At 58.5% G+C, this 19,844-nt stretch carries 25 protein-coding genes; 13 read left to right on the top strand and 12 right to left on the bottom strand.

What is annotated here, in order from left to right:
- A partial coding sequence (locus BM320_RS03025; protein WP_165615041.1) for a metal ABC transporter solute-binding protein, Zn/Mn family occupies window positions 1-604 on the top strand: 604 nt, incomplete at its 5' end.
- Here BM320_RS03025 and BM320_RS03020 read toward each other — a convergent pair.
- Together BM320_RS03020 and BM320_RS03015 are read right to left on the bottom strand one after the other, a co-directional pair.
- Window positions 601-1,299 (bottom strand): HAD family hydrolase, encoded by a 699-nt coding sequence (locus tag BM320_RS03020; RefSeq protein ID WP_090200296.1) that lies wholly within the window; start codon window positions 1,297-1,299, stop codon window positions 601-603. The genes BM320_RS03025 and BM320_RS03020 overlap by 4 nt on opposite strands.
- 63 nt (window positions 1,300-1,362) lie before the next feature.
- Window positions 1,363-1,641 (bottom strand): DUF3572 domain-containing protein, encoded by a 279-nt coding sequence (locus tag BM320_RS03015; RefSeq protein ID WP_090196279.1) that lies wholly within the window; start codon window positions 1,639-1,641, stop codon window positions 1,363-1,365.
- A 90-nt stretch (window positions 1,642-1,731) separates the two neighbouring features.
- Between BM320_RS03015 and BM320_RS03010 the strand changes: the two genes are divergently transcribed.
- Window positions 1,732-3,117 (top strand): diguanylate cyclase, encoded by a 1,386-nt coding sequence (locus BM320_RS03010; protein WP_090200294.1) that lies wholly within the window; start codon window positions 1,732-1,734, stop codon window positions 3,115-3,117.
- Here BM320_RS03010 and BM320_RS03005 read toward each other — a convergent pair.
- The 4 genes from BM320_RS03005 to BM320_RS02990 all read right to left on the bottom strand — a co-directional run bounded on the left by BM320_RS03005 (window position 3,114) and on the right by BM320_RS02990 (window position 5,080).
- Entirely contained in the window at window positions 3,114-3,587 is a 474-nt protein-coding gene (locus tag BM320_RS03005; RefSeq protein WP_090196276.1) for a periplasmic heavy metal sensor, read from the bottom strand. The genes BM320_RS03010 and BM320_RS03005 overlap by 4 nt on opposite strands.
- A complete protein-coding gene (locus tag BM320_RS03000) occupies window positions 3,580-3,933 on the bottom strand; it encodes a hypothetical protein (protein WP_242650942.1) in 354 nt (117 codons plus the stop codon). Before BM320_RS03000 ends, BM320_RS03005 begins: the two co-directional genes overlap by 8 nt.
- Window positions 3,926-4,513 (bottom strand): RNA polymerase sigma factor, encoded by a 588-nt coding sequence (locus BM320_RS02995; protein ID WP_090196270.1) that lies wholly within the window; start codon window positions 4,511-4,513, stop codon window positions 3,926-3,928. Before BM320_RS02995 ends, BM320_RS03000 begins: the two co-directional genes overlap by 8 nt.
- Before the next feature lie 72 nt (window positions 4,514-4,585).
- Entirely contained in the window at window positions 4,586-5,080 is a 495-nt protein-coding gene (locus BM320_RS02990; protein ID WP_090196268.1) for an EF-hand domain-containing protein, read from the bottom strand.
- A 185-nt stretch (window positions 5,081-5,265) separates the two neighbouring features.
- Here BM320_RS02990 and BM320_RS02985 point away from each other — a divergent pair, with 185 nt between their 5' ends.
- The gene (locus BM320_RS02985; protein WP_090196265.1) at window positions 5,266-5,655 is read left to right on the top strand and encodes a DUF983 domain-containing protein; all 390 of its coding nucleotides are present in this window, start codon (window positions 5,266-5,268) and stop codon (window positions 5,653-5,655) included.
- A gap of 23 nt (window positions 5,656-5,678) precedes the next feature.
- Complete coding sequence (locus BM320_RS02980) at window positions 5,679-6,353, top strand: NUDIX hydrolase (protein WP_090196263.1); 675 nt, start codon at window positions 5,679-5,681, stop codon at window positions 6,351-6,353.
- Here BM320_RS02980 and BM320_RS02975 read toward each other — a convergent pair.
- From BM320_RS02975 to BM320_RS02965, 3 genes are all read right to left on the bottom strand, one after another.
- A complete protein-coding gene (locus BM320_RS02975; RefSeq protein ID WP_090196261.1) occupies window positions 6,350-7,252 on the bottom strand; it encodes an EamA family transporter in 903 nt (300 codons plus the stop codon). The two genes, BM320_RS02980 and BM320_RS02975, sit on opposite strands and share 4 nt — an antisense overlap.
- A 77-nt stretch (window positions 7,253-7,329) precedes the next feature.
- Window positions 7,330-7,572: a hypothetical protein gene (locus BM320_RS02970; protein ID WP_131802257.1), complete on the bottom strand. Its 243-nt coding sequence runs from the start codon at window positions 7,570-7,572 to the stop codon at window positions 7,330-7,332.
- Window positions 7,569-8,147 (bottom strand): lipocalin family protein, encoded by a 579-nt coding sequence (locus BM320_RS02965; RefSeq protein ID WP_090196254.1) that lies wholly within the window; start codon window positions 8,145-8,147, stop codon window positions 7,569-7,571. The genes BM320_RS02970 and BM320_RS02965 overlap by 4 nt, the downstream gene beginning before the upstream one ends.
- A 247-nt stretch (window positions 8,148-8,394) precedes the next feature.
- Here BM320_RS02965 and BM320_RS02960 point away from each other — a divergent pair, with 247 nt between their 5' ends.
- Window positions 8,395-8,838, top strand: a complete 444-nt coding sequence (locus BM320_RS02960) for a GNAT family N-acetyltransferase (protein ID WP_165614975.1) — start codon at window positions 8,395-8,397, stop codon at window positions 8,836-8,838.
- A gap of 36 nt (window positions 8,839-8,874) precedes the next feature.
- Here BM320_RS02960 and BM320_RS02955 read toward each other — a convergent pair whose 3' ends face one another.
- Window positions 8,875-9,918 (bottom strand): aldo/keto reductase, encoded by a 1,044-nt coding sequence (locus BM320_RS02955; RefSeq protein ID WP_090196249.1) that lies wholly within the window; start codon window positions 9,916-9,918, stop codon window positions 8,875-8,877.
- A gap of 125 nt (window positions 9,919-10,043) precedes the next feature.
- On the opposite strand from BM320_RS02955, the gene BM320_RS02950 reads away from it, so the two are divergent.
- Window positions 10,044-11,267, top strand: a complete 1,224-nt coding sequence (locus tag BM320_RS02950) for an MFS transporter (RefSeq protein ID WP_090196246.1) — start codon at window positions 10,044-10,046, stop codon at window positions 11,265-11,267.
- On the opposite strand, the gene BM320_RS02945 is transcribed toward BM320_RS02950, so the two are convergent.
- A complete protein-coding gene (locus tag BM320_RS02945) occupies window positions 11,264-11,728 on the bottom strand; it encodes a hypothetical protein (protein WP_090196243.1) in 465 nt (154 codons plus the stop codon). The two genes, BM320_RS02950 and BM320_RS02945, sit on opposite strands and share 4 nt — an antisense overlap.
- A 130-nt stretch (window positions 11,729-11,858) precedes the next feature.
- Here BM320_RS02945 and metG point away from each other — a divergent pair, with 130 nt between their 5' ends.
- Together metG and BM320_RS02935 are read left to right on the top strand one after the other, a co-directional pair.
- A complete protein-coding gene (gene metG, locus BM320_RS02940; RefSeq protein ID WP_090196241.1) occupies window positions 11,859-13,571 on the top strand; it encodes a methionine--tRNA ligase in 1,713 nt (570 codons plus the stop codon).
- A gap of 10 nt (window positions 13,572-13,581) precedes the next feature.
- The gene (locus BM320_RS02935; protein WP_090200293.1) at window positions 13,582-14,298 is read left to right on the top strand and encodes an acylneuraminate cytidylyltransferase family protein; all 717 of its coding nucleotides are present in this window, start codon (window positions 13,582-13,584) and stop codon (window positions 14,296-14,298) included.
- 29 nt (window positions 14,299-14,327) lie between these two features.
- On the opposite strand, the gene BM320_RS02930 is transcribed toward BM320_RS02935, so the two are convergent.
- A complete protein-coding gene (locus tag BM320_RS02930; RefSeq protein WP_090196239.1) occupies window positions 14,328-15,035 on the bottom strand; it encodes a phosphatase domain-containing protein in 708 nt (235 codons plus the stop codon).
- Between the two features lie 131 nt (window positions 15,036-15,166).
- Here BM320_RS02930 and BM320_RS02925 point away from each other — a divergent pair, with 131 nt between their 5' ends.
- The 5 genes from BM320_RS02925 (at window position 15,167) to BM320_RS02905 (ending at window position 19,622) form a co-directional block, all read left to right on the top strand.
- Window positions 15,167-16,198, top strand: a complete 1,032-nt coding sequence (locus BM320_RS02925) for an N-acetylneuraminate synthase family protein (protein WP_090196236.1) — start codon at window positions 15,167-15,169, stop codon at window positions 16,196-16,198.
- Complete coding sequence (locus BM320_RS02920) at window positions 16,191-16,976, top strand: glycosyltransferase family 25 protein (protein WP_090196233.1); 786 nt, start codon at window positions 16,191-16,193, stop codon at window positions 16,974-16,976. Before BM320_RS02925 ends, BM320_RS02920 begins: the two co-directional genes overlap by 8 nt.
- The gene (locus tag BM320_RS02915) at window positions 16,973-17,740 is read left to right on the top strand and encodes a glycosyltransferase family protein (RefSeq protein WP_090196231.1); all 768 of its coding nucleotides are present in this window, start codon (window positions 16,973-16,975) and stop codon (window positions 17,738-17,740) included. The genes BM320_RS02920 and BM320_RS02915 overlap by 4 nt, the downstream gene beginning before the upstream one ends.
- Window positions 17,741-17,862: 122 nt before the next feature.
- Window positions 17,863-18,447: an ANTAR domain-containing response regulator gene (locus BM320_RS02910; protein WP_090196228.1), complete on the top strand. Its 585-nt coding sequence runs from the start codon at window positions 17,863-17,865 to the stop codon at window positions 18,445-18,447.
- Complete coding sequence (locus BM320_RS02905) at window positions 18,444-19,622, top strand: CmpA/NrtA family ABC transporter substrate-binding protein (RefSeq protein WP_090196225.1); 1,179 nt, start codon at window positions 18,444-18,446, stop codon at window positions 19,620-19,622. Before BM320_RS02910 ends, BM320_RS02905 begins: the two co-directional genes overlap by 4 nt.
- The last annotated feature ends 222 nt before the right edge of the window (window positions 19,623-19,844 follow it).

Here is a 19,844-nt window from a genome sequence, read left to right as displayed (position 1 = left end):
GCATGACGAGCATGACGAGCATGACGAGCATGACGAGCATGACGAGCATGACGAGCATGACGAGCATGATCACCACGACCACGGCGATGTCGACCCCCATGCATGGTTAAATCCAACAATTTCAGCCCATTGGGTCACAATAATTGCGAATGACCTCAGCGCAATCGACCCGCAAAACGCCGCTACTTATGCGGCCAATGCAGCGGCGACAATCGTACGGCTGACAGCACTGGAGGCTGAAATCACGGCAAGTCTGGAAGCAACGCCAAAGACCGGATATTTGCTGCCGCATGACGGTTACCAGTATTTTGAACACCGTTTCGGGCTGCAGGCCGCGGGCATGATTGCGGGCATTGATGCGCGCGCACCTGGTCCGGCCCGCGTGGCAGCGCTACGCGATCTGGTGGCGGATGGCGTTGTGCATTGCGTGTTTGACGACAATGAAATCAGCCCGCGTATCACCGCAACAATCACCGAAGGCAGCGACGCGCAAACGCAAACGCTTGATGCCACGGGTGCCGGTCTGGACGCGGGCGCAGATCTTTATGACGCGCTTTTGCGCGGGTTGGCGGCATCTTTTAGCGCCTGTTTGCAGCGCGGCTAGATCAACCCTTCGGCGCGCAGCCATGCGGGAATCGCGCCGATATCGTTTAAAACCACATCGGCAAACGGGGCCAGCTCTGCGCGCGGGGCTGGTCCGGTCAGCACACCGATGCAGACCATGCCTGCCGCGCGTCCCGCATCCAGATCATGGGTGCTATCGCCCACCATCGCGCAATCTTCCGCCGCGATTCCGGTTTGCGCACAAAACCCGTGCAACTGCCCGGGCGCAGGTTTGGCCCCATAGCCGCTGTCATATCCCGCAACAAAATTAAAATGATCGCGCACACCTGCCCGTTCTAGGTGCCGCAACGCGGGGGCCTCGGCGTCATTTGTGGCAATGCCTAGCGTCAGGCCACTTGCCTTGAGGGCGGAAAAATATGCGACCAGTGGCACCGCCTCTTGCTGGGTGACTTGCGCCGCCCCCGCGTTCATCCGTGCGATCAGCGCAGGTTTATCCATAGGGCCCAAGACCGACAGAATGTGATCCGCGACCACATCCACGGTGGAGGCAATCACGATGCTGCCGGGCCGGAACCGGTTTGCGGCCACGTCATAGCCCAAGGCATCGGCAAGGGTTGCAAGCCTTGCAGGGTCGTCGCCGGTTTCAGCCGCAAGCATTTGCCGCGTCCACGCGCCCCATGTTGCGTTGAAATCAAATAACGTGCCGTCTTTGTCGAAAATGATGCCTTTGATCACGCGCAGCCCCTTTGGATTATCCGCGCCACCCGACCCCGCCACAGACGCAAAGTCAATCGCGTTTCAGGTCCAGTGCACAGCCTCGGCCCCGGGCAGCGCATAGCGCGCGCGCAACGGTTTATCATAGGCCAGATCAACGCTGTCGCAAAATTCCACAACCCAAGCATCATCCATTGTCAGAAATTCCAGCACCGCAGCCAGAAACGCCGGATCACCGGCACGGGCGCGCAAATCATCAACCGACCCGCCCGTCGCACCCAAGAAAACAGTGCAAAGTTCGTCATTCCCGACCAGCCATGCCAGCGCTTGCAGGGCAATTACCTGCGCTTGTTCGTGATCCATCTACAATCCTTAATCTCGTCGAAACTGTTTCTTAACCAATGTCATTCAAATTGTCTGCATGAATTGGGCACCCTCATGGAGGATATGAAAATGCCGGGACATATTTTGATTATCGATGAGGTTGCCACCAACCGTATCGTCATGAAGGTTAAGATGTCGGCGGCACAATTTCGCGTTTCGGCCTGCGCCAACCATGCCGAAGCGCAAAAGCTGATTGTCAAACAGCCCCCCGATCTGATCCTGATCGGTCTGGGTGATCCTGCGCTTGATCTTTCGGCCTATTGCCGCGCACTGCGGGATAACCCGCTGACCCAAAATGTCACCATCATTGCGATTGGCGTAAACGATACCACGCAGGCGCGGTTTGCCGCGCTTGACGCAGGGGCAGATGATGTTCTGGCGCGCCCTGTCAATGACGCGTTGCTGCTGGCACGTATCCGCAGCCTGTTGCGGGTCCAAAGCACGCATCAGGAATTGCAGCTGCGCGAAGGCACCAGCAGCGCGCTCGGGTTCGAAGAACCGGCTGCAGTGTTTGAAACACCGGCGCATGTCGCGCTTTTGTCGGCAACGCAGCAGCCCGATTCTGCGCTATTGGCGGCGCTGACGCACGGGCTTGGCCATGTTGTGCGCACGATCGACCCTGATCAGGCCTTGCGCGATCGCAAGCTCCAGCCGCCGCACGCGCTTTATGTGATTGACGCGACGACACAGATGGCAACGCCTGCGCGGTTTTTCGGGCTGGTGTCGGATCTGCGCGCGCGGCCAGACACGCGCAGGTCTACCCAGCTTATCGTTGTGCCCGACGACGCCCCCGATATGGCGGCCATGTTTCTGGACCTCGGGGCGGATGATATTGTCGCAACTTCGGCGCAAGCATCGGAAATTGCCCTGCGTGCGCGGCGGCTTATCCGGCGCAAGCGCATTCAGGACCGGTTGCGCGACACGGTGCGCGACGGTTTGCAGGCGGCAGTTACGGACCCGCTGACGGGGCTGTTCAACCGGCGGTATGTCGACCCGCATTTGACCCGTATGACAAAACAGGCACAGGCGTCAGGCAATGCGATGGCGGTCATGATGGTTGATATCGACCATTTCAAGACGATCAATGACACCTACGGGCATGCAGCGGGGGATCTGGTGCTCAAACAGCTTGCCAAGCGCCTGAAGGAGAACATCCGCGCCGTTGATATGGTCGCACGTGTTGGCGGAGAGGAATTTCTTGTCGCCTTGCCCGGCACCACCGGACCGCAAGCCCAGACCACGGCGCACAGGTTGCTTGGCCTGATCAACCGCACCCCGTTTGACATCGGCGAAGCGCACCCGCCGCTGCCTGTCACCATATCTATCGGGGTTGCCATCAGCCGCGAAAAAGCGACGCTCAAAGGTGACCGCGTGGGCACAATATGCGCCCAGGCAGACGCGGCATTATATGCCGCGAAATCTGCCGGGCGTGACCGGGTTGCGATGGCCGGTTAATTGCGTGGCGGGCGGGGGCGGTCTTCGGACATTTCTGCCAGCAACCTGTCTGCAAGCGCTGCGCGTTGCCCCGCTGTCAGCGCCGTGATGCGCGCAACGACGGCGTCTTGCGCAGCACCCTGGATTTGCGCACTGCGCTGGGTTTGCGTAGCGATGACATCGTACAGCGCTTGGGGATCAAACGGGACAGCGCGCAATGCCTGCGCCATCAATTCGGTCTGCGCCCGCGGGTCATAATCGCCCATCGGGCGCGCACGGCGCAGCGCCTGCCCGATCGCGCGCCGGTCCTCTGGCGCGAGCGCGCGTGCCATCGGCCCAAGCCCCAGATCAAAGCTGCGCGGCGGCCCTTCGCCCAGCCGACCGGAAACAACTGTCCCCACAACAAGCCCCGCCACAGCAAGGTTCACCGCCAGCGAGACCACCAGCACAATGCGCATCAAGCGCCCGTTCTTTTCCTGTCCGTCAGCCATCAAAAAACTCTCCTGTCGCGAAAATCGCGTCCTCGCTGAAAATGCTTACGCTGATTTCGTCGCCAAAATACGCGGCTGTATAGTCTTGGACCGCGCTGGGTGGCGCAACGCCGATCCAGACCCCCGCACATGTCGCCGTGACCAGACCGCCAACCGAAGTCCAGCCGCCCAAAAGATCCAGCAGCTGCTGGCCAATGCTGCGGCGGGGTGCTGCCGGTTTTGGCGCGGCTTGCGGCAAAGTGGCGCCGGCAAGCACGCGCGCAATCAGATCATCTGACGGCGCAGGCGCTACCGCGCGGGCCTGCGCAAAAATATCTTCCAGCATGTCGTCGTTACGATCAGTCATCATCATACCCCAGTTCTGCCTTGCGCCCTGCCATGATCTCGGCAAGCGCCCGTTTCCCGCGCGCAGTCAGGCTTTCGACTGCGCGCACATTGATGTCCATTATTTCTGCAATCTCGGGGTTGGACAGCCCCTCGAGATGGCGCAATGACACGGCCTGCGCCTGCCGTTCAGGCAAGGCGGCAAGCGCATCCGACAGTGCGCGCATCCGCGCATTGGTTTGCATCTGCTGCACCACGCTTGGTGCGCTGTCGGTCGGCTCTGCGATTTGGTCAAGCGACACACCGCCGCGCCGCTTGCGCAAGATATCAGTGCACAGGTTCGCGACAACGCGGTAAAGCCATGTGCTTACCTGCGCCTCGCCCTGCCGCCATTCCAGCGCCTGTTTCCACAACCGGATCATCGCCTCTTGGGCGACATCCTCGGCCTCGGCCTGCACCGATAGCATCCTCGTGGCCTGTGCCAGAACGCGTGGCAATAACCGGACGGTCAACGCCTGCGCGGCCTGCGCATCGCCGTTGGCAAATGCGATCAGTAGCGCCTCGTCAGGGGCGCCCGCAAAAAGGTCAGGCATCGCGTTCATGTGATCAAGTGCTACCGATGTTACCAGCTTTGTGCAATTGGCGAGGGGGTTACCCCCGCCAAAGCAAGTGATTTAGTTGTCGTTGCGACCTTGGCCATGACCGTGGCCATTGCCGTGACCGCCGCGACGTTCACCGCGCTCTTGCATCTTTTCTTGGGCTGCGGCGAATTCTTCGGCCGAAATGGCCCCGTCTTCATCGGCATCCATACGGTCGAACATGCGTTCCACATTCCGGCCCTCGCCGCGGGGCTTCAGCTCATCAGCTTGCAGCACGCCATCGCCGTTTTCGTCCATGCGTTCGATCATCTGCGCCACACGCTCGGCGGCCTGTGCATTGGCATTCGCAATCAGCTCTTCTGCGCTCAGCGCGCCGTCGCCGTTGCTGTCAATCGCGGCAAAGCGGGCTTCGCCGGCTGCCTGCAGTTCTTCGAGCGTCAGCGCCCCGTCACCGTCGGTGTCGAGTGTCGCAAAATCGGGACGCTCGCGCTGTTCGGGCTGTGCCGAAACTGCGCCCGCTGTCATTACGACGCCTGAAAGAAGTGCTGCCATCAATAAAGTCGTTTTCATTGTCTTTCCTCGCTTAAGGTTTAGTGCGGCCTTTGTGCGCCGCAGACCCTCCTTCAACGCGGGCGCCAGAACTTTCCGTCGCCAAGCCGGTGCAAATTTTTCAGCCCGCGCGACATGGCGCCGCAATCCCCTTTTCAAATTGGCGCAAATAGGCCATCTCAGAAGCACAAACCCGGAGCACACTTATGACTGACGCGCCTACATACGAGATGGAACGCCCCAGCAAACCCGCGATGCTGCGCGGGCTGCGCTGCAAATGCCCCAACTGCGGCGAGGCAAATCTGTTCAGCCGCTATCTCAAGGTGGTCGATCAATGCCCGCATTGCGCCGAAACGCTCAGCCATCACCGTGCTGATGACGGGCCGGCCTATCTGACGATTTTGCTGGTTGCACATATCTTGGGCTTTGCGATCCATTTCATGTGGGTCATGTGGCAACCCAGCCCGATGGTCATGGCCACAACACTGGCGACAGGTGCGGTGGCGCTATCGCTCTTTCTTTTGCCGCGCCTCAAGGGCATGATCGTGGCAATTCAATGGGCGCGCCGGATGCACGGGTTTGGACATCAACCCTAGGCTCCGGTCACAAGGGGCGACAGATGGACAAAACCCGTATCCGTGATGCCGCAACAATAATTGTCTTACGTGACGCCGCCACCGCCCCCGCCGTGCTAATGGGCCAGCGCGGGGCCACTGCCGCCTTTATGCCCGGCAAATTTGTGTTTCCGGGCGGCGCGGTTGATCCGGTCGACGGACAGGTGCCCGTCACCTTGCCCGCAACGGAACACGCACGGCTTGCCCAAGACAGCCAGCGCCCGCCCACAGCGCTTGCCGCCGCCGCGATCCGCGAATTATGGGAGGAAACCGGCCATATCTTGGGCCAGCGCGCCTATTGGCCCGACCCGCCCAAAGGCTGGCGCGGTTTTGCGGCCTCTGGTCATCAGCCGAACGGGCGTGCCTTGCAGTTTTTCTTTCGCGCGATCACCCCGCCGGGCCGCCCGCGCCGGTTTGATGCGCGGTTTTTTCTGGCGGATGCGGCTGCGTTGCGTTCTGATTTGGATGATTTCAGCCGCGCCGAGGACGAGCTTGCGCATCTGCAATGGGTGCCATTGGCCAAAGCCCGCGAATTTGATCTGCCCTTTATCACCCAAGTCGTCTTGGCCGAGCTTGCCGCGCAAATTGCATCGGGCGAACGCGCGGGCAGCGTGCCTTTCTTTCGCAACAATGAAGAAGCCCGACTGGTCAGCCGTCTGAACGGCAAGCCGCCGCTTTAGGCCAGCACCACCAGAAGCAAAATGCTTGCGCCCAAAAACACGATCCCCTGCCATTCGCGTTTTGATATTTTTTCGCCAAAGGCAAAGGCACCAATTGCCAGCGACAGCAGCAATTCCACCTGCCCCAGCGCATTGACATAGGCCGCTGTTTGCAGCGTATAGGCATTGAACCAGCAGATTGACCCGACCATGCTGGTCAAGCCCACAAGCCCCGCAACCCGCCACGCCCGCAGCACGCGGCTGATTTCGCCACGTTCACGCCAGACCAGCCAAAGCGCCATCGCCGCCGTTTGCAGTGCCGTCACAATCGCCAAGGTCACAATCGCGCGGTAAAACACATCGCCCGCGCCAAGGCTTAGCGATGCGCCGCGATAGCCGTTGCCCGACACCCCAAACAGCAGCCCCGCCCCCAGCCCGAGCGCTGTTGCCCGATTGAAAATCCGGGTGTGCCATGCGCCCACCGCATCGGGCGGGTCAGATAACAAGATCACCCCGATCAGCCCGATCAGCATGGCGCAAATCGCCCAAAGGGTAATCACATCCCCCAAGATGACAAAGCCGACAAGCGCGCTGAGCAGGACTTCGGTTTTTTTGAATGTGATCCCGACCGCAAAATTGCGGTGGCTAAATAGCGCCACCACACACATCGTCGCCAGAATTTGCGACGCACCCCCTGCAATCGCATAGGGCCAGAATGCGGCAGGGACTAGCGGCGCGCCTTGCGCGGATGTGCGCGCATAGGTCACCGCGATCACCATGACCAAAGGCGAAGAATAGATAAACCGCGCAAATGTCGCGCCCGCCGTCGAAAGCTGCATCCCGCGCAGGTGTTTTTGCAACATGAACCGCAGCGCTTGCGCCGTGGCCGCGGCCAGCGTGATCGGTATCCAAAGTTCCATGAACTGTCCTTTGGCGCAGGCCTTGCAACGCGCGGCCGACCGCTTGGGGCTGCGGCAGCGCGGCCCGATGCGCGGCGCTAGGTCGTCGGGTGGTTGAACTCATCCGCCGGTACGGGTTCACCGCGCACCGAAGGATCACAAGCCACCATCGGGCTGCCCTGATCGCGGATAATCAGCCCGCCACTGGCGCGGCATTGTTCAAATGTCATACTGCGATTGCCGATTACCAGACGCTCTTGCATGCCCGGACTTCCGCCCATCACGCCGCCGGTTTCACAAGCGCCCAAGAACATCACACATCCCAAAACAAGCTTTTTCACGGGGTCATCTCCATCAATTGACTGACGTCATAGCCATTAAATCTCAAAATATCACGCGCAGCGCGCAACCTATCAGGGGGTATTTCAGGATCGCGGTTCAAAATCCAGCCCGACCTGCCATTTGGGCTGCCCACCACGGCAGTGCGGTAGCCTTCGTCGACCCAAAGCACCCAGTAATCGGCCGCAATAAACGGCAACCCGTCAAACCGCACAACCAACCGGCCAGGTCCGGTAATCGTGGCGCTGCCCGTGATCCGCGATTTTTCGCTGCCATCCGCATTGCGGCAGATATTGCGCACCGAAAGGCTGCCATCGGTTTGCAGCCCGTATTCCGCTGTGGCGCGGGGGCAATCGCTCTGGAACGGCACCGGAAACCGCGCGACCTCGTGCCAAAGCCCGATATAGCGGTCGGGTTCGAAAAACGCCTTGGATGAAATCGGCACGCCCGCATCGCGGTAGGTTGAAGCAGGGACAACGGCTGCGCAGCCTGCCAAAATGCCCAGCACCGCCAGCGCCCGCAGCGCTGTGCCCGTGGCCCGCAATTTCGGGCGCGCGGCTTGTATGGAATGCGGCATTTTGTGCTCCGAAGACTGGTTTTGCCGACAGTCTCGCAAAAACGGCATGACGACAAGGCGCAATTCTTGACAAAGTGGGTGGCCATGGGCCAAGCCCGTCACATGACCAATGCCATGCAAATCACGGCACGCTATTATCCCGGCGCGATATCGCGGCGACCGGGTCTTTTTTGATATCAGACAACGGCACGCCCGCAAGGGTGTCCCGCGTTTCCGGTCCCTTGCGGCAATGCAAAGGACCAACGCCATGCCCACCATCACAACTGTCACGCCCGCCGACGTTCCTGCGCTGCATAAAATGCTATGCGCGCTTTGCGCCCATCACGGCGATACCTGCCTGCGCGGGGTTGCGGATATCCATGCGCAATTTATTAACGGCCCGCTGACAGGCATTATTGCGCGCAAAGGCGGGATGCCTGTCGGTTTTGCGACACTGGCGACCCATTGGCGGCCCATGCAAAACGGCGACAGCGTTGATATACTGCACCTTTTTGTCCAAGCGCAAAGGCGCCGTCAGGGCATCGGCCGCCAGCTCGTTGCAGCCGCGCAGACCCATGCGCGCAAAACCCATGCCGCGCGGTTAACGATCGGCACAGCCCCCGATAACCCGCAGGCCGCAGCCGCCTACCGTGCGATGGGCTGGGATGAAATCACCACACAACCCGGCCCCAGATTTACAATCGCCTTCTAGACCCAGCCCGTAGGGTGGATCCTGATCCACCCTGCCTCAAAACGGCATCGGGTGCATTTTGTGAACGGCGTCAATCCCGGAACAGACCGCTTCATCCAGCTGCAAATCTTTGCCCGCAAGGATATGCGCCAGTTGCGCGGATGTTGTGGCGCCAAAAATCGCAGAGATCGCAAAGGGCCGCGTGCGCTGCCATGCCAACGCCATATGGACAGGATCAACGCCGTGCTTTGCCGCCAGATCAAGATAGGCTTGCGCAACGGGCAATGTGCGCGGGGTCAACCGGCCACCCAGTTCAGGCGAAAGGCTCAACCGGCTGTGCGCCGGAATCGTGCCACCTTGGTATTTGCCGGTCAGCACGCCGCAAGCCAGCGGCGAATATGACAAAAGCGTCACGTCTTCGTTCACCGCCATTTCAGCCATATCCGTATCGTAAAGGCGGCACATCAGCGAATATTCGTTTTGCACCGATGCCATACGCGGCAGACCTGCGGCCTCGGCCAGATCAACCCATTTGGTCATGCCCCATGCCGTTTCGTTTGACGTGCCCACCGCCCGGATTTTACCTTCGGCGACCAAATCGCCCAATGTAGTCAGCACACCCATCATATGATCCAGCGTTTGCGCGCGGTTCTGGCGCGATGGATCATACGTCCAGTTCTGGCGGAACATATAGGACCCGCGATCCGGCCAGTGCAGCTGGTACAGGTCGATCACATCTGTCCGGAGGCGCTTAAGCGAGGCTTCGACAGTTTCACGGATATTGCTGCCGTCAAAGCCCTTGCCGTCCCGCACCCAGCCCGGGTTATTTCCTGACACCTTTGTCGCAACAACCACTTCGTCGCGGCGGCCTGATTTTGCGATCCAATTGCCGATCACCTCTTCTGACAGGCCCACCGTCTCGGCCTTGATCGGGTTCACCGGATAGGCTTCGGCCGTATCAAGAAAATTGATACCCGCATCGAGCGCCATATCAATCTGCTTATGTGCATCAGCCTGCGGGGTCTGGTTGCCGTATGTCATGGTGCCAAGGCACCAGTCTGAGACCACAATATCAGTGCGGCCAAGGGGAAGTCTTTGCATGGGTCTGCCTTAAATTGCTTTGCGACGGGTAACCTAGTCACTGGGCGCACAGGGGCAAGCCACAACCGCAGCGCGCGGCGTTTTTTGATCTGGTATCAGAAGAACATCTGGCGCAGTGTCGCCGCATGCGCATGCTCATTTCCTTTGCCGCCCTGTTCTTGTCAGTGGTGCTTTTGCAGCTCTCCTCGGGCGGGGTCGGGCCGCTGGATGCGTTAACAGGGCTGCGCAGCGGATTCACAACCGGCGAAGTCGGGTTTCTTGGCTCGGCGCATTTCATGGGGTTTTTCATCGGTTGCTGGCTTGCGCCAAGACTGATGGGCAGCGTCGGCCACAGCCGCGCCTATGCCTGTTTCACCGCGACCGGCGCAATTGGCATGGCGGCGCATGTGATCGTGACAGATCCGGCTTTTTGGGCGCTTTTCCGGATTGCTTCGGGTTTTTGCGTGGCGGGTTGCTATACCGTGATCGAAGCATGGCTACAGGCCAAGGTCACCAATGAAACGCGCGGGCGCGCGATGGGCAGCTACCGTGTCGCGGATATCAGCGCGTCATTTGTCGCGCAGTTCATGATCGGGGCGCTGGCCGATATGCCCACCTATATCGCATATAATATCCTGACGATCCTGTGTTGCGCATCGCTTTTGCCGCTGGTGTTGACGCAATCCGAACAACCCGCAACCCCAAAGGCCACGCGGCTGCGCCCCGCGCTTGCCTGGGCCTGTTCGCCGCTTGGCGTCGCTGCGGTGCTTGTGTCGGCGCTCTCGGGGGCGTCATTCCGGATGGTCGGACCGATTTACGGCCAAGAGGTCGGGCTGGGCGCAGACCAGATCGGTTATTTTCTGGCGGCCTATGTGGCGGGCGGCGCAATTGCGCAATATCCGATGGGCTGGCTCGCCGATAAATTTGACCGCCGCTGGGTGATGATCGGCCTGTCTGTCGCGGCAATTGCGGCTTGTGGACTGACCATAGCCACCGCAGGCCACGGGTCCAACAGCGTGATGATTGCAGCGTTTTTCTTTGGTATGACGACTTTCCCGATCTATTCGGTCGCCACCGCCCATGCGCATGATTTTGCAACCGACAACCAACGCGTCGAACTCTCGGCTGCGCTGATGTTCTTTTACGCAGTGGGGGCTATCGCGGCCCCCTACACGACATCCGCATTGATCGCGCATTTCGGGCCCGCGGCACTGTTTTACTTTGTCTCACTGGGACACATCGCGCTGATTGTCTTCGGGATAGGGCGGATGCGGGTGCGGCGCGCGCCAGAACAGCGCACGCGCTATATCTACGCCCCGCGCACCAGCTTTCTTATTGGCCGGCTTTTGGGGCGTAGCCGTGAACGCTAGAAATTGTAGAATGCGCCAATGCGGGTGGTGGTGACTGCCGCTGTTGTGTGGTCATCCATGAAATCGCGGATAAATTCGGCGCGCAGGCTGATTGTGTTGCTAAAATCGGTTTGCACACCAACACCAAGGTTAAATCCCGACGCATTTGCACCATCGCTTTCATAGCTTGTCACACCAGCGGCGGCCAGCGCCGCAACAGCGCCCAAATCATAGGTGCCGAGTGCGCGCAAACGGCGCGTGTTATAATCCGCATCACCCGCAACATGCGCGCCAAGCTCGACTTCGGCACCATATCCCAAGGCACCCTGCCCCATCGCAACACCCGCGATGATCGACGCTGCGGTTTGTGTTTCGCCCGTATGCGGATAGGCATAGTCAAGCGTGCCGCCCGCATAGAACCCCTGTGCCGATGCCATGCCAGCACATGCCGCAAACGCGGCGCCAAGAATGATCGTTTTCATTGTCTGCCTCAATATTGTTTATTGCCGCCATAATAGCTGCCACGCCACAGCAAATCCAGTACTTACGCGCGCTATCTAGCATCTGGGCGCAAGCCCCGTTAGACAGGCCCAAATTGATAGGAAAATCACGATGGCCCGTCACCTTATTACCTCCGCAATTCCCTATATCAACGGGATCAAACACCTTGGGAACCTTGTCGGCAGCCAATTGCCTGCTGACCTGTTTGCCCGCTACATGCGCGCACGCGGTCACGAAGTTTTGTTTCTTTGCGCAACCGATGAACACGGCACCCCTGCCGAACTGGCCGCCGCCAAAGCAGGCAAGCCGGTCGCGGATTACTGCGCCGAGATGCACGACGTGCAGGCACGCATTGCCGAAGGGTTCCGCCTGTCGTTTGACCATTTTGGCCGCTCGTCCAGCCCCCAAAACCAGAAACTGACCCAAGCCTTTGCGGGGCGTCTGGCCGATATGGGCCTGATCCGCGAAGTGACCGAAGAACAGGTTTATTCCGTCAGTGACGGGCGTTTCCTGCCTGACCGCTATATCGAAGGTACCTGCCCCAATTGCGGTTTTGAATCTGCGCGCGGCGACCAATGCGACAATTGCACCAAACAGCTGGACCCGACCGACCTGATCGACGCGCATTCCACCATTTCGGGATCAACCGAACTTGAGGTACGCGAGACAAAGCATCTGTATCTCTGCCAGTCTGAACTCAAAGACGATTTGGCCGCATGGATTGACAGCAAAGCCGACTGGCCGATCCTGACCACGTCCATCGCGAAGAAATGGTTGAACGATGGCGACGGGCTTCAGGATCGCGGCATCACCCGTGATCTGGACTGGGGCGTGCCTGTCAAACGCGGTGACGCGGAATGGCCGGGCATGGAAGGCAAGGTATTCTACGTCTGGTTCGACGCGCCGATTGAATACATCGCCTGCGCGCAAGAATGGCAGGACGCGGGCAAAGGCAGTGATTGGGAACGCTGGTGGCGCACCGACAAGGGTGCCGATGACGTAACCTACACACAGTTTATGGGCAAAGATAACGTGCCATTTCACACGCTGTCCTTTCCCGCGACGATCAAAGGCACCCAAGAGCCGTGGAAGCTGGTCGATTACATCAAATCGTTCAACTATCTGAACTATGACGGCGGCCAGTTCAGCACCTCGCGCGGGCGCGGCGTGTTCATGGACCAAGCGCTTGAACTTTTGCCATCAGACTATTGGCGTTGGTGGCTTTTGTCGCATGCGCCTGAATCTTCGGATGCAGAATTTACTTGGGAAAACTTCCAAACGGATGTGAACAAAGACCTTGCTGACGTGCTTGGCAACTTTGTAAGCCGCGTGACTAAGTTTTGCCGGTCGAAGTTTTCTGAAGATGTTCCTGCAGGCGGCACCTATGGCGCGGCAGAAACCCAATTGATCACCGACCTGACCACCCGTATCCGCGCCTATGAAACCCATATGGAAGCAACCGAAGTCCGCAAAGCGGCGGCCGAGTTGCGCGCGATTTGGGTGCTTGGCAATGAATACCTGCAAGCCAATGCACCATGGACCACGTTTAAGACGGACCCTGACACAGCCGCGATGCAAATCCGGCTCGCGTTGAACTTGATCCGCATTTACGCGGTGCTTTCTGCACCGTTTATTCCCGACGCGGCGGCGACAATGATCGCGGCGATGCAAACGGAAGATGACAGTTGGCCGACAGATGTCGCCGCTGCGTTGGAAACATTGCCCGCAGGCCATGCGTTCTCCGTGCCGGAAAACCTGTTCCGCAAAATCACGGATGAAGAACGCGAAGAATGGGCTGCGCGGTTCGCAGGCACACGCGACTAAGGGGGCGGCGATGATCATCGGGCATATCGGCGCACGCGCGGGCAGCAAGGGCGTTCCTGGCAAAAACTTTCGCGATTTGCACGGCAAACCGCTAATCGATTGGGCGCTGGACCAGCTATTTGACAATGGCCGCGTCGATCATGTGGTTGTCTCGACCGATTGTCCCAAAATGTACGCGCATGGAATCAAACGCGGCGCGCTCGATATCGGGCTGCGTCCCGCCCATCTTGCCACAGATACAGCGGCAAAATGGGATGTCTGGCAGCACGCGCTGCTTGAGGTCGAAAAACAGGTCGGCCCCGCCGATGCATTTCTGGACCTTGATTGCACATCGCCCCTGCGCCTGCCCGAAGATGTCGACGCCGGTCTGGATCTGTTCGCCAAAGAACAGCCCGATATGGTGATGTCATGCTGCGAAAGCCGCAAAAACCCCTATTTCAACATGTTGGAAACCGATAAAAACGGGGGGCTGCACGTGTCCAAACCCCTGCCCCACGGCGTTGTCGCCCGCCAGCAGGCGCCCATGGTCTATGACCATGTCGGGTTGGTCTATGTGGTCAAACCATCCTACCTGCGCACAGCCACGCGCCTATTCGAAGGCCATGTCATCCCGCTGATCGTGCCCAATGAACGCAGTCTGGACGTCGACAGCCCGTTTGACTGGGATGTAATTGAATACCTGATGGGCAAACAAATCGCCGAAGGGCTGCGTGCGCCAGCAAAATAGAATGAATTTCGCGAAATTCTTTCGCGCCCCTAGCGCCAGCCCTGCCAGAACCGCAAGCTGGCTTGCTTTTCGGCAAAGCTTTTTGTCAGGGCCTCTGGGTCATACTCGGACTTGATCCAGTCGTCGATCGCGATGGGCGCCCGTGCATTACGTGCCGCGTAGACGTCCAAAAAATGGTCCAGAATACCTGTCGCAGTCTTGCGGATATGCAAGAACCGGAAACTAAGCTGGCCGCGTGCTTCCTCGAGCGGCTTGCCTGCATAAAGCATCAGATAGATCGCGGCCGCCAGCCCCGTGCGATCGGCACCGGATTTGCAATGCATCAGGAACGGCTTTTCGATGGTTTCAAATGAATGGATCAGCTTGGTCAGCTCTTTTACCGACGGGGCGCGGCGTGCGGCCATTTGTGAATTGACCAACGTCAGCCCCAGCTTTTCGCAGCTTTCGACCTCGAACAGGTAATGCGGCTGTTTGGCGACCCCGCGCAGGTTCAACACGGATTTCACGCCCAGCGCGGCATAGGCCGTAAAGCGTTTGTGATTGGGGTGGTTCGACCGATAGGCGCCTGGCGCGAATTCTTCGAAATTATGCCAGCGCAGCCGCAAAACCCCGTGATCGAGCCAGTTGAAATGAAACTGCGACCGCTTGCGTTCAGCAGGGTCGGTGATGTCATGCCCGAATGAACTGCGCAGGGCCTGTTCTTTGCCAACAAGATATCGGTGTATACGGCGGATCATCGCGGGTCCAATTTAGGTCATTGACCCGTGACTTGGACCAATTGGCCGCGTTTTGCAATCAATCTGTGCAATTGCTCCGTGGCGTCAAAACCCCTAGAACCGGGGCAATAGCATCGCGCAGGAGAATACCCTTGGAAATTGCAGGCCGTAAAATTGGACCAGAACACCCGCCGCTGGTGATCGCCGAGATTGGCATTAACCACGGTGGTGACCTGTCGGTCGCCAAAGAAATGGTGCGCCTCGCGGCCGCCTCTGGCTGCGAAATGATCAAGCACCAGACCCATATCATCGAAGACGAGATGACCGAAGAAGCAAAACAGATTTTCCCGCCCAACGCGGATGTGTCGATCTGGGATGTGATGGCAGCTTGCGCGCTATCGCTTGAGGATGAAAAGGCGCTGAAAGACTATACTGAAAGCCTTGGCATGATCTGGATTTCCACGCCGTTCAGCCGCGCCGCCGCCGATTTTTTGTATGATCTGGGGGTGCCCGCGTTCAAAATCGGATCAGGCGAGGCCGACAACCTGCCACTGATCCGCCACATCGCGCGGATGGGCAAACCTGTGATCATGTCAACGGGCATGCAAAGCATCGATTCCGTGCGGGCCTCCGTGCAAATTCTCGAGGATGCAGGCATTGAATATGCGTTGCTTGAATGCACCAACCTCTACCCGTCACCGCCTGAAATCGTATCCTTGCAAGGCGTTACTGACCTGAAAAACGCATTCCCAAATGCCGTTGTCGGGTTTTCGGATCATTCGATCGGGCCGGAAATGGCGCTGGCCTCTGTCGCGCTGGGTGCGTGCATTCTGGAACGCCATTACACCGACAGCCGCTATCGCAAAGGCCCTGACATCATCAATTCGATGGACCCGTCAGAGCTGCGCCATATCATCGACCGGTCCCGCGAAATCCATACGGCCCTGCGCAACCCCAAACAGCGCACCGCCGCCGAAGAAGACGTCTACCGTTTTGCCCGCGCCAGCGTGGTCGCCGACCGCGACCTGCCCGCAGGCCACGTCATTACCGAGGCCGATATCTGGGCCCGCCGCCCCGGTTCAGGTGAAATCGCGGGCTATGATTTTGACAAGGTCGTCGGCAAAACACTAGCCCGCGCCGTCACGCGCAACACACAGTTGAAATGGTCCGATCTGGATGGGTAACCCGTTTTCGCGCGCTGACCTTGGCATCTGGCTGATCAACCTTGACCGCGATACGGACCGGCTTGCGGATATGGTTGCACAGCTGGATAAGCTGGGCCTTAGCTATACGCGGTTTCCGGCGATCTATGGCAAAGACCACCAAGCAACGCTTGCCGAACGGGCCGATGCCGCCGCCTATGCGCGCAATATGGGCAGTCCGATACTACCCGGAAAAATGGGCTGTTACGCCAGCCATATCGCCGTTTGGGAGGCATTTGTTGCCTCGGATCACAAGGTGGCACTGATCCTCGAAGATGATGTCGTCTTTCATGATGATTTTCTGGAAAGCCTTGATCTTGCGCTCGCGGGTGCGGCGCATTGGGACACTGTGCGGTTCAATTGCATCCGTGCAAAACTGCCGATTGGCCAAGGCAGGATCGGGCGGTACACGCTGAACGCCTATGCCGGACCATTCACCGGCAACGCGGCATATTTGTTGCACAAGGACGTGGCCAAGCGGTTGCTGCCCAACCTATGGCCGCAAACCCGCGCGCTTGACCACGAGCTCAACCGGTTTTTCAAACATGATTTCCGGCAGATGGGGCTCGAGCCCTTTACAAGCCATGTCGACGATGGCGATGTCAGCTCGATCACGGGTGCAAATTTTGGGCTGGTGAACAAATTCAGATGGTACCGCCGGCTCCCGCATTATCGACTAAAGGCTGGCAATTACTTTCGACGTATTTTCTGGCTGGCAAAAAAAGGACGGATCTGGCCGTCGAAAAGGACCCTCTTATGAAACTACATTTCCAGCACCTGCGCGACACAAAGAATGTGGGTGATCGCAGTTGCTCGCCATTCGACTACTTTGACTGGGGCGATGCAACGGTTTCGGATCTGCGCGCCGCAGATACGCCCGCGCATGATGTCGGTATCTATGGCGGGGGACAAATTTTCAGAGGGCTGTCGCACTATAAAGGTGTTACTCGAAACAAGAGGGTGCTGAATATTGCGTGGGGCATTGGATCAAACAAATCGTTCTTGATTTCACCACGCCATTTCATCTCGAAACGCAGGATGGATCTTATTGGTTCGCGTGACTTTGGCGACGACCGGTATGAATATGCGCCCTGCCCAAGTTGCATGTCCCCACTATTCGACAATCCACCGCCGCCCTCGCACAAGGTTGTCTTTTATGCCCATGCTGGCAAGACGAAGCAGATGAAACTGAATATCCCGCAAGAAATGCCTACCGAAAATAATGTCTGTGGAGACTTGAACACCGCACTCAGTTTTATTGCCAGTGGCGAAACAGTTGTGTCAAATTCGTACCACGGTGTATATTGGGCATTGCTCATGGGCCGCAAAGCGATTTGCATTCCATTCTCAAACAAATTTGGTCACTATCTGCAGCCTCCGCTGATGTCCTCACCTACCGACTGGCACGGTGATATTGGTCGCGGCATTTCACGCCCGGAAATGCTTGCTTTGTCGCGCGAAGCGACTCTTGCTTTCAAGGCCAAGGTCGACGCACGCATTGCCGACCACGTGCGGCAGGTTTGATTTTCGCCCATCATTTAAGCAGGCAACCCATCCGCGCCCATTTAGCGTGCAAATCCAATCAAGCCAGACCCAATCACCTTTTGCGATCTGCGCAGCGCCGCTGTTTCTGCTAGCTGCATGCTATGGACACCACCCTCAAGATTCTTGTCGTTGAACCTGACGCCATGCGCGCGCAGGATATTATTGACGCGCTCAAGGATGCGGGCTGGAGCAGCGTCTATGTTGTCGCTGAGATCTCTGCACTTGCCAAAAAGCTGACACAGATCGACCCCGATATCGTGTTGATCGACCTTGCCCATCCGGACCGCGACACATTGGAACACATCGGCCATATATCGCATGCGCAGTCGCGTCCGGTCGCGATGTTTGTGGACCGCTCGGATTCGGACCTGACCCAAGCTGCAATTAGTGCGGGGCTAAGCGCCTATGTGGTGGACGGGTTGCAAAAGAACCGGATCAAACCTGTGCTTGAAACGGCGATTGCGCGGTTCAAGATGATTGAACAGATGCGCCTTGAGCTGAATGCAGCCAAACAGGCGCTCACGGATCGCAAGACAATTGACCGTGCCAAGGGCCTGCTTATGACGGCGCGCGGCATCGACGAAGAACGGGCCTATACCCTGCTGCGCAAGACCGCGATGGATCAGGGCCGCAAGGTGATTGATGTGGCACAGGCACTGGTGACAGCGGCGGATCTACTTGGATGACAATGCATAAGATCAGATGCGGGTTCTTGCCGCTTGTCGATGCAGCACCGCTGATTATTGCGCGCGAATTGAATTTCGCGCGCGACGAAGGTGTCGATTTGCGGCTTGTCAAACAGCCTTCATGGGCGGCGCTGCGCGATCTTTTGGCGCTTGGCCAGATTGATGCGGCACATATGCTGTCGCCGATGCCGATCGCGATGACACTTGGCAAAAGCGGCCTGCCGACCCAAGTCGATGCCTTGATGGTGCTTTCTGTAAACGGCACTGTTGTCGGGGTTTCAAACAGCCTTGCGCGCGATATGCAGACCGCCGGATGGGACGCGGATTTCACACGGCCCGCTGAAGCAGCAAAGGCATTGTTTGCAACCGGACGCGATCCGATCCGGATCGGCACCCCGTTTCCGTTTTCCATGCACCGGATGTTGCTTGAACATTGGTTGTCAGAACATCGCGCGTTTCACAGCGACCGCGTTGAAATTGTGACCGTACCGCCGCCGCGCATGGCCGCAGCAATGGCCGAAGGGACGCTAGATATGTTTTGCGTCGGCGAACCTTGGGGCACGGCGGCCGTCCAGCAAGGCGTGGCCGAACTGGTGCTGCCGGGCTCTGCGATCTGGCAGTTTGCACCTGAAAAAGTCTTGGGCGCGACCCGCGCGTGGATCGACGCAAACCCCGATGCCTGCCGTCGCTTGATGCGGGCAATCTACCGCGCGACCTGCTGGCTTGACCAACCGCAAAACAAGCCGCTCGCGGTCGAACTGCTTGCACGCAGCCAGCATATCGATCTGCCGCACGAGGCCATCGATCCCGCAATTTTCGGCCAGATCGTGCCGCGCAAAGGCGCGGCCCCGACCCAACCGCCGCATTTTCTGTTCTTCAATGATAATGCAGGCAATTTCCCGTGGCGCAGTCAGGGCGCATGGATCGGCGAACGAATTGCCGCATGGACGGGCCACGACCTAAAGGATGCCGTCGCACGCGGATCGGCCTGTTTTCGTAGCGATTTGTTCCGTGAAAATCTGGCGCCGCTGGGCGTGGATATGCCCGGCGCATCCGCAAAAATCGAAGGCGCATTGCGCCATCCCACGGCAGTTGCGTCGACCAAAGGCGAGATGATTCTAGGGCCGGATGCATTCTTTGATGGCAAAATATTCGACTTTAGCGCGCCAGAGTGATTAAAAAATAGGCAATTGCTGTACTGCAGCAATTTTTCCGTTTTCGCGCTGCAGTGCAGCTTGAATTCAATCTCTCAAGCGCGATGATGGTCCCAACAAAGACAATGGCGTCTTTAGCGATATTCCCGCCGAACGGGATTTCACGAACTGAGCAAAGCCGCTCGAAACACTTGTGCAGCCTCCCCTGCACATTGGTTTCGAGCGGCTTTTTTGTTTTGACCA

The sequence above is a fragment of the Yoonia tamlensis genome (assembly GCF_900115105.1).
Taxonomy (GTDB): domain Bacteria; phylum Pseudomonadota; class Alphaproteobacteria; order Rhodobacterales; family Rhodobacteraceae; genus Yoonia; species Yoonia tamlensis.
The sequence above is the reverse complement of the archived record's forward strand: the minus strand, read 5'-3'. Positions and strand labels throughout refer to the sequence as shown.